Annotated in this window: 18 protein-coding genes; 8 read left to right on the top strand and 10 right to left on the bottom strand. The window is 41.2% G+C overall.

The features are described 5' to 3' along the window. Window positions 1-93 precede the first annotated feature (93 nt). The 6 genes from ACNAV8_RS04460 to rbsD form a co-directional block, all read right to left on the bottom strand. Window positions 94-1,092 (bottom strand): substrate-binding domain-containing protein, encoded by a 999-nt coding sequence (locus ACNAV8_RS04460; protein ID WP_415777285.1) that lies wholly within the window; start codon window positions 1,090-1,092, stop codon window positions 94-96. A gap of 39 nt (window positions 1,093-1,131) precedes the next feature. Then, window positions 1,132-2,058: a ribokinase gene (gene rbsK, locus ACNAV8_RS04455; RefSeq protein ID WP_103855130.1), complete on the bottom strand. Its 927-nt coding sequence runs from the start codon at window positions 2,056-2,058 to the stop codon at window positions 1,132-1,134. Between the two features lie 171 nt (window positions 2,059-2,229). Then, on the bottom strand, window positions 2,230-3,108 hold the full coding sequence (rbsB, locus tag ACNAV8_RS04450; RefSeq protein WP_103855131.1) for a ribose ABC transporter substrate-binding protein RbsB: 879 nt from the start codon (window positions 3,106-3,108) through the stop codon (window positions 2,230-2,232). A 30-nt stretch (window positions 3,109-3,138) separates the two neighbouring features. Continuing rightward, entirely contained in the window at window positions 3,139-4,095 is a 957-nt protein-coding gene (gene rbsC, locus ACNAV8_RS04445; protein ID WP_103852506.1) for a ribose ABC transporter permease, read from the bottom strand. A gap of 11 nt (window positions 4,096-4,106) precedes the next feature. Beyond that, entirely contained in the window at window positions 4,107-5,594 is a 1,488-nt protein-coding gene (gene rbsA / locus ACNAV8_RS04440) for a ribose ABC transporter ATP-binding protein RbsA (protein WP_415777284.1), read from the bottom strand. A 9-nt stretch (window positions 5,595-5,603) separates the two neighbouring features. After that, window positions 5,604-6,023, bottom strand: a complete 420-nt coding sequence (rbsD, locus tag ACNAV8_RS04435) for a D-ribose pyranase (protein ID WP_103855132.1) — start codon at window positions 6,021-6,023, stop codon at window positions 5,604-5,606. Window positions 6,024-6,415: 392 nt separating this feature from the next. Here rbsD and ACNAV8_RS04430 point away from each other — a divergent pair, with 392 nt between their 5' ends. Both ACNAV8_RS04430 and ACNAV8_RS04425 read left to right on the top strand, forming a co-directional pair. After that, on the top strand, window positions 6,416-7,789 hold the full coding sequence (locus tag ACNAV8_RS04430; RefSeq protein ID WP_415777283.1) for a Do family serine endopeptidase: 1,374 nt from the start codon (window positions 6,416-6,418) through the stop codon (window positions 7,787-7,789). Window positions 7,790-8,240: 451 nt separating this feature from the next. Beyond that, window positions 8,241-8,627, top strand: a complete 387-nt coding sequence (locus ACNAV8_RS04425) for a tail fiber assembly protein (RefSeq protein ID WP_103855135.1) — start codon at window positions 8,241-8,243, stop codon at window positions 8,625-8,627. A 336-nt stretch (window positions 8,628-8,963) separates the two neighbouring features. Here the strand turns inward: ACNAV8_RS04425 and mazF are convergent, their stop codons facing one another. Further along, window positions 8,964-9,296, bottom strand: coding sequence for an endoribonuclease MazF (mazF, locus tag ACNAV8_RS04420; RefSeq protein WP_410680211.1), 333 nt, complete (start codon window positions 9,294-9,296; stop codon window positions 8,964-8,966). Continuing rightward, complete coding sequence (locus ACNAV8_RS04415; RefSeq protein ID WP_103855954.1) at window positions 9,296-9,532, bottom strand: AbrB/MazE/SpoVT family DNA-binding domain-containing protein; 237 nt, start codon at window positions 9,530-9,532, stop codon at window positions 9,296-9,298. The genes mazF and ACNAV8_RS04415 overlap by 1 nt, the downstream gene beginning before the upstream one ends. A 176-nt stretch (window positions 9,533-9,708) precedes the next feature. On the opposite strand from ACNAV8_RS04415, the gene ACNAV8_RS04410 reads away from it, so the two are divergent. The 6 genes from ACNAV8_RS04410 (at window position 9,709) to ACNAV8_RS04385 (ending at window position 12,501) form a co-directional block, all read left to right on the top strand. After that, the gene (locus ACNAV8_RS04410; RefSeq protein ID WP_245872658.1) at window positions 9,709-10,110 is read left to right on the top strand and encodes a phage tail sheath protein; all 402 of its coding nucleotides are present in this window, start codon (window positions 9,709-9,711) and stop codon (window positions 10,108-10,110) included. Next, window positions 10,111-10,188 (top strand): phage major tail tube protein, encoded by a 78-nt coding sequence (locus ACNAV8_RS04405; RefSeq protein WP_370445388.1) that lies wholly within the window; start codon window positions 10,111-10,113, stop codon window positions 10,186-10,188. It abuts the gene before it with no gap. Window positions 10,189-10,243: 55 nt separating this feature from the next. Continuing rightward, the gene (locus ACNAV8_RS04400; protein WP_103855953.1) at window positions 10,244-10,489 is read left to right on the top strand and encodes a phage tail assembly protein; all 246 of its coding nucleotides are present in this window, start codon (window positions 10,244-10,246) and stop codon (window positions 10,487-10,489) included. A 65-nt stretch (window positions 10,490-10,554) separates the two neighbouring features. Beyond that, window positions 10,555-10,740 (top strand): GpE family phage tail protein, encoded by a 186-nt coding sequence (locus tag ACNAV8_RS04395; RefSeq protein ID WP_281258795.1) that lies wholly within the window; start codon window positions 10,555-10,557, stop codon window positions 10,738-10,740. Between the two features lie 148 nt (window positions 10,741-10,888). Beyond that, window positions 10,889-11,329: a phage tail protein gene (locus tag ACNAV8_RS04390; RefSeq protein ID WP_103855952.1), complete on the top strand. Its 441-nt coding sequence runs from the start codon at window positions 10,889-10,891 to the stop codon at window positions 11,327-11,329. Continuing rightward, complete coding sequence (locus tag ACNAV8_RS04385) at window positions 11,329-12,501, top strand: phage late control D family protein (RefSeq protein ID WP_415777282.1); 1,173 nt, start codon at window positions 11,329-11,331, stop codon at window positions 12,499-12,501. The genes ACNAV8_RS04390 and ACNAV8_RS04385 overlap by 1 nt, the downstream gene beginning before the upstream one ends. A 72-nt stretch (window positions 12,502-12,573) precedes the next feature. On the opposite strand, the gene ACNAV8_RS04380 is transcribed toward ACNAV8_RS04385, so the two are convergent. Continuing rightward, a complete protein-coding gene (locus ACNAV8_RS04380) occupies window positions 12,574-12,798 on the bottom strand; it encodes a hypothetical protein (RefSeq protein ID WP_415777281.1) in 225 nt (74 codons plus the stop codon). Between the two features lie 276 nt (window positions 12,799-13,074). After that, window positions 13,075-13,938, bottom strand: coding sequence for a hypothetical protein (locus tag ACNAV8_RS04375; protein ID WP_103855950.1), 864 nt, complete (start codon window positions 13,936-13,938; stop codon window positions 13,075-13,077).

The raw sequence follows: 13,938 nt of genomic DNA, 5'->3' as shown, positions 1-13,938 counted from the left end.
AAGTAACAGGCAGAAATTCAAAGCGGGAATGAAAGTTATGTGCGCTGGTGAAATAATTTGACATTGTGATGTCTTTCATAGACATACAAATTGTCAGAGCAAACTACACACAGAATCCCGCCAAATTAATTTAGGTTCTAGCAAAATAGATTGTTCGCTTTTATGGGGGTTTTTAATACGTTCTAACAGCGTTTCCACCGCAAGTTTGCCTAATTCGGCTTTAGGTTGATGAATGGTGGTGAGCGGTGGGGCGAGATATTGCGCCAGGGTAATATCATCATAGCCAATCACAGAAAGATCTTGCGGAATACGCAAACCATTTTGCCACGCCACTTGATAAACGCCTACTGCAATCGTGTCGCTACACGCAAACACAGCCGTAGGCCGTTTGCCAGCTTGTAATAGTTTTTTCATTCCTTCCACGCCACCTTCAAAATCAAAATGGCTTTCGATAATCCATTCATCACGAATGGCTAACTGATGTTCGTTTAAGGCTTTTTTATAGCCTTGCAAACGATTTTGTGCGAGGGATTTATTCAGATTTCCTGTGATAATCGCAATCTCTTTATGTCCTTGCTCAATTAAGCATTTTGTCGCAAGATACGCACCAAGTTCAGAATTTTCATAAATTTTATCCGCACTTAATGCCGTTGGCCACCAGTCCATAATCACCATTGGTAAGGCAACATCAAGTTGTTTAAGAAAGGAATGACGGCTATCAGAATACATTAACAACAAGCCGTCCACCTGTTTTTGAATCAGCGTTTGAATATTTTGCTCTAAGCGATCTTCATTGCCATCTAGACTTGAAATAATCAGATTATAATCGTGCTGATTACAATACTGCTCAACGCCACTCACCACTTCCGCAAAAAAAGGGTTGTTGGTTGCAGTAACCAACATTCCCAAGGTTTTAGTTTGCTTGATTTTCAGGCTTCTCGCCAAGGCGGAAGGGCGATAATTCAGTTCTTTGACAACCTTCATTATGCGTTCTCGCATTGCATCGCTCACATAGCCCGTGTTATTAATCACGTGCGACACGGTGGAGGTTGAAACCTGTGCGATGCGTGCAATATCTTTCATTGTTGCCATAATGACTTCTCAAATTTTGATCACTAAATGCTTGTCATTCTAATGAGCCTGAGCCAAAAAATCGAGGGTTTCTTGCCGAGTAGGAATGGAGGTTTGTGCGCCTAAACGGGTAACACTTATCGCTGCGGCGGCTTGGGCAAAATGAATAGCTTGATTTAACGATTTGCCCTCTAATAATGCCGTCATCAACGCGCCATTAAAGGTATCCCCAGCAGCGGTGGTATCTGTTGCCTGCACCACAAAGCCCTGCACGATTTCTTGTTGGTTTTGATGGCTGACAAAAACCCCTTTCGCACCTAAGGTAATCAATACCATTTCCACCCCTTTTTGATGAAAAACTTGCGCAGATTGCACCGCACTTTGGTAATCCACCACTTTCACGCCTGTAAGAATTTCCGCTTCTGTTTCATTTGGCGTAATCATTGTTAGCTGCCCCAACAATTCATCAGGCAGTGGCTGTGCAGGCGCGGGATTTAGCACCACTTGCTTACCTGCTTGTTTCGCTAATTTCGCGGCACACAGCACACCGTCTAAGGGGGTTTCTAATTGCATCAGCAAAGCATCGCTCTGCTCAATAATATGAGCGAAAGACTGTACCCTATCAGCATTCAGATAAGCATTCGCCCCCGCGGAAATCACAATGCTATTTTCGCCGCTGTCTGCCACTTGAATCATTGCAATCCCTGTGCGAGCCTGTGTAACTTCAGAAATTGCCGCCGTATTCATTCCCGCTTGCACGAAAGATTTTTTCATCTCCCGCCCAATATCGTCATTTCCTACACAAGCGATAAAATTCACCCTCGCTCCCAAGCGTGCCGCCGCCACCGCTTGATTTGCCCCCTTTCCGCCGTACACCACTTGATAATTACGTCCCGACAAGGTTTCCCCCGGCTGTGGAAAATGTGACACTTGAATAAGATGATCTGCGTTAATACTACCGAGAATGGTTAGGGTTGAATTGCGCATAGTTATTCCTTAATAAAAATCACGAAAAAAAGCACCGCACTTATATTTTGTGCATATTGCGAAATACATTGATTAAAACGTGATGACACGCGAAAAATATTTCGCAATATACCCAATATACGAAAGTGAAATTCAAGGCGAATAGAAAATCCGCCTTGAATAATTAAAGGATTATTGACTGATCACTTTTAATGGCACAGGGATTTGTGCTTCAACAGCTTCGCCTTTAATCACCTTGTCAGCCGTCTGCACGCCTAATGCACCAATTAACTCTGGTTGTTGTGCAATAGTCGCAGCTAATTTGCCACTTTTTACTGCTTTTACGCCATCATCTGTACCATCAAACCCAACAATTAACACCGATTTATTCGCCGCTTGAACAGCTCGAATTGCACCCAGTGCCATTTCATCATTTTGAGCAAATACCGCTTGCACATTTGGTTGCGCAGTGAGTAAGTTTTCCATTACATTTAAGCCTTTGGTGCGATCAAAATCTGCAGGCTGACTGGCTAATACGTCAAATTTATGTGCTTCTACCGCTTGTTTAAAACCTTCACCACGTTCACGCGCAGCGGACGTTCCGGCAATACCTTCTAATTGAATGACTTTCGCATTATTTCCTAATTTTTCTGCGATGAAATCCCCTGCCATTTTGCCGCCAGCCACATTATCAGAAGCAATATGACTCACCACTTTGCCTTGTGCTGCACCACGGTCTAAGGTAATCACAGGAATATTTTTTTGATTTGCCATTCGCACCGCACTCGCTACTGCGGTAGAATCCGTTGGGTTAATCAGTAATACTTTCGCCCCGCGTACGGTGACATCTTCAACATTCGCCAGCTCTTTCGCTGGATCATTTTGTGAATCTAACACCACAAGGTTATAGCCCAATTTATCCGCTTCTTTTTCTGCCCCTTCTTTTAGGGTAACGAAAAACGGATTATCTAAAGTTGAAACGGCTAATGCAATGGTCTCTTTTGCCACCACCGCTTGGCTAACAGCCGAACCAAGAATCACTGCGGACGCCAGTAACGTTAATTTTTTCATACACATCTCCTTTCATTAGGTGAGTTTAAGTTAAGCATTTTTTCGACTGAAAAAATGATCGGTAAGTACAGCTGCCAAAATAACGATTGATTTTGCAATCATTTGATAGTAAGAAGAAATATCTAATAAATTCAAGGCATTATTTAAGAACCCAATAATCAGCGCACCAATTAATGTGCCAAAGATACGCCCTTTTCCGCCCATTAAACTTGTGCCACCGACAACAACTGCGGCAATCGCATCAAGCTCATAGGACACACCCGCGGTTGGCTGTGCGGAAGATAATCTTGAAGTCACAATCAATCCTGCAACGGTGGCTAAAAATCCGCTTACTGCATACACGAATATTTTTACTTTATCCACATTAATGCCTGATAAACGGGTTGCCGATTCATTGCCACCTAGGGCATAAATATAACGTCCCATTGGGGTATGTTTTAAGATATACCAAGCAACAAGGAAAATAATTGCCATTAACCAAATTGGGAAAGGAATATTGAATAAATACCCTGTTCCAAGGAAAGAAAATTGATCTGCCACATCAGAAAAACCCAGACTGATTGGTCGCCCATCGGTATAAACCATTGTTACGCCACGCAATAAGGTCATTGTTACCAAGGTAGCAATGAAAGCCTGAACTTTACCTTTCGCGATAATCACTCCGCTGATGCCACCTAATAAGGTGCCACAGAGTAAAACAAGGGGAATTACAATGAAAATAGATAAATCAAGGTTCACCAGTGAGGCGGCAATCGCGCCAGTTAATGCCAATACCGATCCTACTGAAAGATCGATCCCTGCAGTTAAAATCACAAAGGTCATTCCCACTGCGATAATGGCATTGACTGAGGTTTGACGCAAAATATTCAGCAAATTATCCATTGTGAAAAAATTCGGATTAATGCTAGAAACAATTACAATCAAGACAATTAAAGCCAAAATTGAACGTTGCTCAATCAGGAAATTTTTTAATTTTGTTGTTGTCATAATTTATCCTTTTAATGCTGTTGCGTGATAGCGGCGGTTAAGAGCTTTTCTTGGCTCACTTCTTCACGCAAGAATTCACCGAGAATTTCGCCATTATTCATCACCAAAACGCGATCACTCATACCAATAATTTCTGGCATATCGGAAGAAACCACGATAATGCTCATTCCTTCTTCTTTAAACTTATTGATTAACTGATAAATTTCCTTTTTTGCTCCCACATCAATACCACGAGTTGGCTCATCTAAGATTAAGACATCAGGCCGTGTCATCAACCCTTTGGCAATCGCCACTTTTTGCTGATTACCGCCTGATAACAAGCCGATCATTTGATCCATTGAAGGAGTTTTCACATTAAACAGTAGAATAAAATCATTAACGGTCATTTTTTCAGCTCGGTGATCGATCGCCCCATTCTTAGTGAGCTGCTTTAATGCGGTGAGTGTCATATTTTCTTTAATCGACATTCCCAACACCAAGCCATCACCTTTACGATCTTCAGAAATATATACAATGCCATTATTTAAGCCATCTTGCGGGGAACGAATCGTCAAAGCACGATTATGCAGAAAAATCTCACCGCTCTTTTTCGGTAACGCGCCATAAATGAGTTTCATCAGTTCCGTTCTGCCTGCCCCCATTAAACCTGACACGCCAAGAATTTCACCGCGATTTAACTGAAAAGACACGTTATTAACGCCCTGCCCCGTCAAATTTTGCACGCGTAATACTGGCTCACCAATAGGGCTATCAAGATGGGGATATTGTTCTTCTAGCTTTCTTCCCACCATTAGTTCAATAAGCTGCTCTTCATTAATGGCGGAAAGTTCACTTTCTGCAATAAACTCTCCATCGCGTAAAATGGTAACATCATCACAAATAGTAAAAATATCTTGCATTCGGTGAGAGATAAATACGATCCCACAACCTTCCGCTTTCAATTCTCGAATGACGTCAAACAGGGCTTGAGTTTCAGAATCGGTTAAGGCATCGGTTGGCTCGTCCATAATAATCACCTTGGCATCAAAACTTAATGCTTTGGCGATTTCAATCATTTGCAACTCACCTAAGGAAAGTTTTGCGACAGGTGTTGAAGGGTGATGTTTAACTTTCAAACGTTGCAGCAATTTTGCGGATTCTTCTGTCATTTTAGCCCAGTCAATACCGCCCAATTTATGGGTAAACTCCCGCCCTAAAAAAATATTTTCAGCAATGGTTAAATTAGGAATAATATTGAGTTCTTGATGAATAATACTGATTCCCGCTAACTGAGAAAATTTCGGATTTTTATACCGCACTTTCTCTCCGTGAAAATAAATCTCTCCGCTATCTTGCTGATAAATCCCAGTGAGAATTTTCATCAAGGTTGATTTGCCTGCACCATTTTCCCCCATTAATGCCATCACTCTCCCCGCATAAACAGACAAACTCGCATTATGCAATGCCCGCACGCCAGGGAAGGATTTACAAATGTTGTCTAATCTTAAAATGGGTTTCATCACGCCCCCTTAAAATGGTACACCTGAAACAAGAATGATATTGGCATAAGGCGTACATTCGCCCGAACGCACAATAGCTTTACTCTCTTGGCTCAAAGCTTTAAATTCTTCGTGAAAGACATAATCCACGGTAATTTCGTTATTTTGTTGCCGCGCTAATTGTTCAAGTTTCTGCAATAACGCTTGATGAATGCTCGGATTTTTGTGTTCAATTTCTTTGGCTAAAATCACTCGCTCCACAAAACATTCGCCCACTACGGCATCAAAAACCGATAAAAAACTCGGAATCCCAGCACGCAAGGCAAGATCTACGGTTTCCATTCCCACTGGAATGGGTAAGCCTGCATCACAAATCGTTAAAAAATCCGTATGCCCAAGCTGCGCTATTTGCAATGACAGCGGTGCATTCAAAATTCCTGTTTTCTTCATATTGCCTCCCTAAAAACCATATCAAAACCTTACAAAAATTTTATCGAAACGTTTCGATAAATAAAAAATAACCGATCTAATCAAAATCTAAAACACCAAATTTTTAAAAATGTGAGAAAAATCACAGAAAATTTCCACCGCACTTTGTTTTTCACGAAAAGTTAAAATTTAATAAAAATGTGGGCTAATTTAAAAAGATCCAGTCATTTACCTCTTTTTTTGTAATTTCTCAAAAACCATACAATTTTCACGAACAATTTTTTATTTTCTTTGTCTTAGGCAAAACAACAAACACGCTTTCAGCAATGAAAGAAAATAGCGATAGATCCCTTTAAAAATTGAGATCTGTTCTTATTTTAAAATGACACTTAGTAACGAAATGGAGAAATGAAGTGAAAAGAAAACATTTTTTATTAACGAGTATCGCTCTTGGCTTAACTGTGCTTGGCACTTCGGTGAACGCAACGGCGACATTGCCTCCACCAAGCACGCTTTCTGGCACGCCTACTTTAGCGCCAATGTTAGAGCAAGTTCTACCTAGCGTCGTTTCCATTGCGGTGGAAGGAAAACAAAAAGCACGCTTCCAAAATGACGATATTCCTGAAGAATTCAAATTTTTCTTCGGGCCGGATATTTTTAAGAACAACGCTCCGCGTAGCTTCAAAGGTCTCGGCTCTGGTGTGATTATCAATGCCGCAAAAGGTTATGTGCTAACCAATAATCACGTTATTGATCAAGCAGATAAAATCACCGTGAAATTACAAGACGGACGCGAATTTAAAGCGAAATTAGTGGGCGCAGATGAGCTTTCTGATATTGCCTTAATTCAGCTAGAAGATCCGAAAAATCTTACTGAAATCAAAATGGCTGACTCCGATAAACTGCGCGTTGGTGATTACACCGTGGCAGTCGGCAACCCATTTGGTCTAGGACAAACAGTAACCTCAGGGATTGTTTCTGCTCTTGGACGCTCAACTGGCTCAGAGCGCGGTAGCTATGAAAATTACATTCAAACTGACGCCGCAGTAAACCAAGGCAATTCTGGTGGCCCATTGCTTAACCTTAATGGCGAATTAATCGGCATCAATACCGCCATTATCTCACCTAGTGGGGGAAATGCTGGGATCGCTTTCGCTATTCCAAGCAATATGGCAAACAGCCTTGTGAAACAAATCCTTGAATTTGGCGAAGTTCGCCGTGGATTATTAGGCATTAAAGGGGCTGAACTCAATGCTGATTTAGCCAAAGCCCTCAAAATTGATGCACAACAAGGCGCATTCATAAGTGAAGTATTGCCAGATTCTGCCGCAGAAAAAGCGGGCTTACAAGCCGGTGATGTGATCACGGCAATTAACGGTCAAAAACTATCCAGCTTCGCCGAATTGCGAGCCAAAATCGCCACCACTGGTGCGGGTAAAAACGTGGAATTAACCTATTTACGCGATAGTAAATCCAACACCACTTCCGTTACCTTACAACCAGATGAAGAAGCCAAAGCCAGCGCAACAAATCTTCTCCCAGCCTTAGAAGGCGCAGAGTTAAGCAACTATAATGCAAAAGGACAAAAAGGCGTTGAAATTAGCAAAATTAAGGATAAATCGCTCGCCCAACGCCTAGGTTTAAAAGACGGCGATGTGATTATCGGCATAAACCGCACCCCCGTTGAGAACCTAGACCAACTGCGTAAATCACTGAAAGATAAACCTTCTACTATCGCGTTAAATATTTTGCGTGGTAAAACGAATTTTTATTTGTTGGTGCAATAAACTGAGGAGGCTTATAAAGACAGCTAATAAAACATCAGTTTTATTACCAAATAAATTCCAAGCTCCACATGTCCTTTAAAAGGACATGTGAATATCACATACTCCTTGAGTTTATCCCTTAAATTCATTATTTAATAAATTATATGTATATAGTAAGGGGCTTGAAGGATTTCAATCGCTAAAGAAAGTGCCTAACCTTGAAAAGGCTCACTAGATTGTAATACACCAGGCTTTTTTAAGACCGCAAGATAGTAAAAAAGATTATAGCTGTTCCTCCTTTAAAGATGTTTGCATAAGGTTTGGACTTGTCGCTTGACTTGCACTTTTTCCCCTGTAACCGGTGTACAGGTAACAGCTCAATCAGGAAATAGTTCATCATAGCTAAAAACCCGTCATTAAAGACACTCTCTTTACCCCATTTTATCTGGTTGACTATGGTTTTAGGATTCAGATGCACAAACCAGAGCCTAAAGATGACTTTGATATTGTACATTGCCAAGATGATTTGTGTTGGATGTATATACCAGATTATCGCGGACAAATTTATTATAACACTGTTACAGGTGAACCAATTACCATCAACGAGCTAAGCAAAACTCCGAAAAATCTCACCGCACTTAAACCATTGGATAAAACGTGCAAGTGGGACGGTGAGAAATGGATACTTGATAAAAACAAACGTAACTCCCTCCAACAACGCCAACAAATCCGCAATGCTAACGCTATCAATACCAAACATGATGATAGATGCGTAAACGGCGGGAGTTATGTGTCAGCGATCCCCAAAAGGGGGATACGGACAAAAAAGCCGTGCGACACTAGTCGAAATCAAAGCTGATTTCGATTGAAATGGTAAAGAGAATAACGGAGAGCCACGCATTTTTACGCTAATTTATGCGGATAACAGTACCACCCCTTGGAACTACCGACCAATGGTTTAATACTTATTACTGATGGCAGAGCGGACGAAAACCTTTTCAAGCCATTGCTATCGCCGTGCTATACTTGCCGACAAGCCAAAAGCCTGTTGGCGTTTTTGGTTTAAGTTTGTTAATGCCTTGTTTCGAGATCCGAGACATTGCCAGACAGCGTATGAAAGCGAGTTAAAGCGCAGGCAATATCCTGAAGATTTTCAATTAAGTTAAGCAAAAAAGCGGAATATTCCGCTTTTTATTTAAAGATTTAACAGTAGTGCGATTTTCTGCCGAATTTCCGCTAATTCATCAAGGGCAATTTTTCCTTTAAACTCCGCTTTTCGCACACGCCAATCAAGGCTTTTAATTTGATCCGATAACACCACATTTTTTGGCGTACCATCAATGGCGACTTCAAAAGGGTAACCTTTAATTTTTGTTGTGAGCGGACAGCAAATTAACAAACTGGTGAGATGATTATAGGCTTTAGGGCTAAGCACCACCGCTGGGCGATGACCGGCTTGCTCGTGCCCTGCTTGTGGGGTGAAATTCAACCAAATAATATCGCCCACATCGGGAATATATTCCTTCATCACCATTCCCCTCCTTCAGACTCACCAAAATCCACTTCTTGATGCAGATTGTCAGGGTGAATATTGGCGAGCAATTGGTTTAGAGAGGGTTGCTGTGGCAGTGGGGCAATAATAATTTTGCCATTTTCAACTTGCATATCAACCAAGTGATCCACGTTCAATTGCAATTCCGAAAGCACCGGTGCAGGAATGCGAATGCCCACACTATTGCCCCATTTTTTTATTGTTAGTTGCATTAGTTCCTCCTCATAAATGTTTATACATTGTATAACTTCAATTACCAGAACGCAATCTTATGATGTCATCTTGTTTTTCTGTCATATTTCCATTCACATTCGCAATCAATAGCGGGTCATTTTTTCTCGTTGCAAAATAGCCCTAAATTTAATCAACCTAACCAAAAGGGCTATTTATGGACTATTTACACCGCGTGCGGGTCATCGAAATTAACGAAGGCACGCGCACAATCAAAACACCGTCCACGGCTGTGATTGGGATTGTTTGCACCGCAAATGATGCTGACGCCGAGGCTTATCCACTTAACACCCCTGTTTTGCTCACCAACACAATGGCTGGCATTGCCAAAGCAGGCTCGCAAGGCACGCTGGCGAAAACCTTAAAAGCCATTAGCAACCAAGTCAACACGCTCACAGTTGTGGTGCGTGTGGAACAAGGCGATGACGAAAGCGATGAGGGCGCAGCAACTACGGCAAATGTGATTGGTACGGTAACAGGCAGCAGACAATATACCGGCTTGAAAGCCTTGCTTGTGGCGCAAGCGAAATTGGACGTTAATGGAAAAGACTTAATCTAAATTGATTTAATCAATGATCTTTATGTAGTAAACGGCAAAGACCGCCTAGCGGAACACCGCAAAGCCATTGGTTTATAACGGACACACCGCAGCCCCGCAAGGGGCATTTTTTGAAAGCGAAAAGGAATAGAAAATGAAAAAAACAAACCAAAATAGCAAACACGTTACCTTAACCCAAGCCCTCGTACGTGGCGAGAAAGAAATCCGCGAAATCAGCGTGTTGAAGCCCAACATTGCGGCATTAAAAGGGCTGAAAATGTTTGATGTAATGCAAATGGACGTTGATGCGTATTGTCAGTTGCTGCCACGTGTTACTTCGCCTGCTTTAACCAAAGCAGACGTGCTGAACCTTGACCCGATTGATTTCACCGCTCTTTGATCGGAAATTGTCGGTTTTTTCGTGAAAACCGAACCAGCCGAAGCAGTAATGGAAGCCTAGCCCCTTTGCTTATCCCTGCCACGGTGGAAGATACCATTGCCGACATTGCCACCGTGTTTCATTGGTCGCCGAATGTATTTGACGAAATGGAGTTGGACGAATTAATGCAATGGCGGGGAAAGCCCGTGAACGGGCAGAATATCAAGAATAAAGTGCGGTGCAAAATTTACGAAAATTTCACCGCACTTTAATTAAACCGATGTAGGGCGTTTGATTAACCCAACGTAGGGGCAGACCTATGTGTCTGCCCGCGAAAGCTACCGCCATTGCTGACTATTGCAAATACGGGCGTAAACGGGCGAACACACAGGTTCGCCCCTACAAATAGAGGATCACATAATGCTACAAAACTTCGCAATGATGGCGTATGGCTTTTTTGTGTTTATGCGCTCAACCATACCCTACCAAGAAACACAGCGCACTGCACAGTGGCGACACCCCACTAATTCGGTGATTGGACGAATGCCTAAAGCCCAGTTTGTGGGAAAGGAAAGCGAAAGCATCACCATTCAAGGAGTGCTAATGCCGAGTATCACAGGGGGGGAAATGAGCATTGCTACCTTGGAAGCCCTTGCCGAACAAGGCGAGCCTTATCCCTTAATCGACGGCGCTAATTTTATGGTGCTGGGTTGGTATGTCATCGAAGAAATCAGCGAAACGCAATCGGTATTTTTTGCTGATGGCAAAGCACGCCGCATTGATTTCTCAATGAAGTTAAAACGTACTGATGATAGTCTTTTAGCTGATCTTGGTGATGCCGTGAAAGGATTGATTGCCTAATGCACTATGACGAATATTATCAACAAATGCGCGAAACCAATCACAAAATCCCACAATTTAGCATCAGTGTGAGTAGTAAAAATGGCGAGCAGGACATCACTCAACAAGTCAACCAACGCTTAATGCAACTCACTTTAATTGATAACCGTGGCTTTGAGGCGGATGAATTGGATTTGCAGCTTAGCGATCACGATGGCGCATTAATGTTGCCAAATCGTGGCGCAAAAATTGATATCGCGATTGGCTGGAAAGGGCAGCAGCTTATTCCCAAGGGTAGCTACATTGTGGACGAAATCCAATATAGCGGCACGCCTGACAGCCTGACTATTCGGGCAAAAAGTGCGGATATGCGTGGCACATTGCATAGCAAAAAAGAGCGGTCATTTCACCAAACGACTTTTGGCAAACTCATTGAACAGATTGCCCAAGAAAACGGCTTAGAACCCTTATGCCATAAAGCATTTAAAGATAAAGCTATTTCCCATCTTGATCAAACCAACGAAAGCACCATCAACCTGCTTTCACGCCTTGCAGAAGAAAATGATGCCATTGCCACGGTGAAAAACGGCAAGCTGTTATTTATGCCTGCGGGTAAAGGCAAAACCGCCACAGATAAGCCCTTACAGCCTATTCACATCACCCGACAATCGGGCGATAGCTTCAATTTTTCGCTGGTTGAAAGCGAGAATTACACCGCCGTGCGTGCCTATTGGCATAATTTAGACACAGGCAAAAAAGGTGAAGTGGTATTTGATAAAAACAGCAAAATCGAACGTAAAACCCGCTTAACCAAAGGCAGAACACGTAAAGATGGCACAGTAACAGGGCAACGACAAAGCAAACGTAAATATAATCAACTGGTGCAAAGCGAACCCGTGGAAACCGATGCAAACCAAATGAAAACCCTACGCCACACCTACAAAACCGAAGCGGCGGCATTAAATGCGGCAAAAGCCGCCTTTGATAAAATTCAACGTGGTGTGGCAACATTTAGCCTAAACCTTGCCCTAGGCAATCCTGAACTAATGCCAGAACTACCCGTTACCGTGCAAGGGTTTAAAGCGATGATTGATAGCTCGGAATGGATTATTACTAAGGTAACGCATAGTATTGGGGGGAGTGGGTTTACAAGTGCGGTGGAGCTGGAGCTGAAAGTTGATGAGGAAAAATAAAGCGGTCGATTGACCGCTTTGGATTATGGATTCTTAACCAGTAACATTTTCATAATTTGATCCATTCGCTTGCTAGCTTGATGGTGTTGGAAATGAAAAAAAAAAAATGGCAATTAATGTCAGTATCGTTACTATCCATAGAGCAAATGAGTAATATTTTAGACAGGGTAAGTCAAAAAGTTTCGGAATGCTGACGATAGCAAACCAAATAAAGGCCGCACCAGCACGCCAATCTTCATAAAAGTCAGAAGTGCTTTTCTCTAAACGGTAAAGATTAAGTAAGTCATTGGTTGTCATAAGTACCACGCCTATTAAAAATTAAATGTGTGGTTATATTACAAACTTTTATGTAGCTATAAATAGATTCGTTTTGTCAGACTTATTTTTACATACCTAGTGATATACCTTTTAAATAAACTTGCCGTGCAAGGGTTTAGATCAATGATTGACAGTTCGGAATGGATTATTACTAAGGTACGCATAGTATTGGGGATAGTGGGTTTACAAGTGCGGTAGATTTGCAAGTAGAAAATACGAAAAATAGTAATACAAACCGCCTATAAGGCGGTTAGATTATCTATTATATGGACGACTTGAATTAGTTATGCGGGTTTCTCCTGTGATAGGATCCTTATAAATATTAGAACTTAAAAATTGTAATAAATCTTTAAAGGCTCTTTTCTCAGCTGGGATAAGCAATTTATCCGTTGACTCATTAGTTGGTATTGGATAATTTACACTTCTCGCCGCTTCAATTAACTCTGATACAGTATATTTTTCTAACACTTGACTATTATTTATAATAGTTATTTTTTTTCTAACTGTTGAATCATCAACTCTCTCTATGTTAAAAGTAGGTTCTATATCAAAACTATTACTTCTCTGCAAAAAAGTATTAACTTCATCATCTGTTGCAGCTCTAAAATACTGATCCATATCAAAAATATGTCTAAGTAATTGCATTGATTTGAATCTAATTTCATTATTTGAAGATATAACTGCTATAATTTCATTGGACAATGAAATACCATTTGTTGTCGCAGCAACAAATTCATGAGATTGTGCTGTAAATCGAGAAATAAATGTTCTAGACAAATCAATGATGTTTCTCTTATCGAAGTATTGAACTAAAATATTGCCATCAGAATCTAAAGCAAAGATAGCTCTAATATCATTTAATGCAACGTTTCCATTGTTACCTAATTCATCAATAGCATCTATATCTGTTCTAAGTAAATTAAAATTGACTGAACTATTAAAATCCCTAATGAGAAAACATTCATTTGTACTTGGTTTATAGTCCGCACTAAACTCAATCTCTTCTTCAAAATTAAATCGAATTTTCGCATTATTAAAAACATCTTCTGCCAAATTTTGAGCTGATTGATCTAATTTAAATCGCATTACACGATTATCAACGATAGCAAATATTTTCAT

Origin of the sequence: Avibacterium endocarditidis (assembly GCF_965138825.1) — a bacterium.
Classification (GTDB): domain Bacteria; phylum Pseudomonadota; class Gammaproteobacteria; order Enterobacterales; family Pasteurellaceae; genus Avibacterium; species Avibacterium endocarditidis.
Note: the sequence above shows the minus strand (reverse complement) of the source record. Positions and strands in the feature narration are given on the sequence as shown.

What these genes read in the sequence shown, in the direction of transcription:
- ACNAV8_RS04460 (WP_415777285.1), bottom strand. Translation starts at nt 1,092, where the DNA reads ATGGCAACAATGAAAGATATTGCACGCATCGCACAGGTTTCAACCTCC.
- rbsK (WP_103855130.1), bottom strand. Translation starts at nt 2,058, where the DNA reads ATGCGCAATTCAACCCTAACCATTCTCGGTAGTATTAACGCAGATCAT.
- rbsB (WP_103855131.1), bottom strand. Translation starts at nt 3,108, where the DNA reads ATGAAAAAATTAACGTTACTGGCGTCCGCAGTGATTCTTGGTTCGGCT.
- rbsC (WP_103852506.1), bottom strand. Translation starts at nt 4,095, where the DNA reads ATGACAACAACAAAATTAAAAAATTTCCTGATTGAGCAACGTTCAATT.
- rbsA (WP_415777284.1), bottom strand. Translation starts at nt 5,594, where the DNA reads ATGAAACCCATTTTAAGATTAGACAACATTTGTAAATCCTTCCCTGGC.
- rbsD (WP_103855132.1), bottom strand. Translation starts at nt 6,023, where the DNA reads ATGAAGAAAACAGGAATTTTGAATGCACCGCTGTCATTGCAAATAGCG.
- ACNAV8_RS04425 (WP_103855135.1), top strand. Translation starts at nt 8,241, where the DNA reads ATGCACAAACCAGAGCCTAAAGATGACTTTGATATTGTACATTGCCAA.
- mazF (WP_410680211.1), bottom strand. Translation starts at nt 9,296, where the DNA reads ATGAAGGAATATATTCCCGATGTGGGCGATATTATTTGGTTGAATTTC.
- ACNAV8_RS04415 (WP_103855954.1), bottom strand. Translation starts at nt 9,532, where the DNA reads ATGCAACTAACAATAAAAAAATGGGGCAATAGTGTGGGCATTCGCATT.
- ACNAV8_RS04410 (WP_245872658.1), top strand. Translation starts at nt 9,709, where the DNA reads ATGGACTATTTACACCGCGTGCGGGTCATCGAAATTAACGAAGGCACG.
- ACNAV8_RS04400 (WP_103855953.1), top strand. Translation starts at nt 10,244, where the DNA reads ATGAAAAAAACAAACCAAAATAGCAAACACGTTACCTTAACCCAAGCC.
- ACNAV8_RS04390 (WP_103855952.1), top strand. Translation starts at nt 10,889, where the DNA reads ATGCTACAAAACTTCGCAATGATGGCGTATGGCTTTTTTGTGTTTATG.
- ACNAV8_RS04385 (WP_415777282.1), top strand. Translation starts at nt 11,329, where the DNA reads ATGCACTATGACGAATATTATCAACAAATGCGCGAAACCAATCACAAA.
- ACNAV8_RS04380 (WP_415777281.1), bottom strand. Translation starts at nt 12,798, where the DNA reads ATGACAACCAATGACTTACTTAATCTTTACCGTTTAGAGAAAAGCACT.
- ACNAV8_RS04375 (WP_103855950.1), bottom strand. Translation starts at nt 13,938, where the DNA reads ATGAAAATATTTGCTATCGTTGATAATCGTGTAATGCGATTTAAATTA.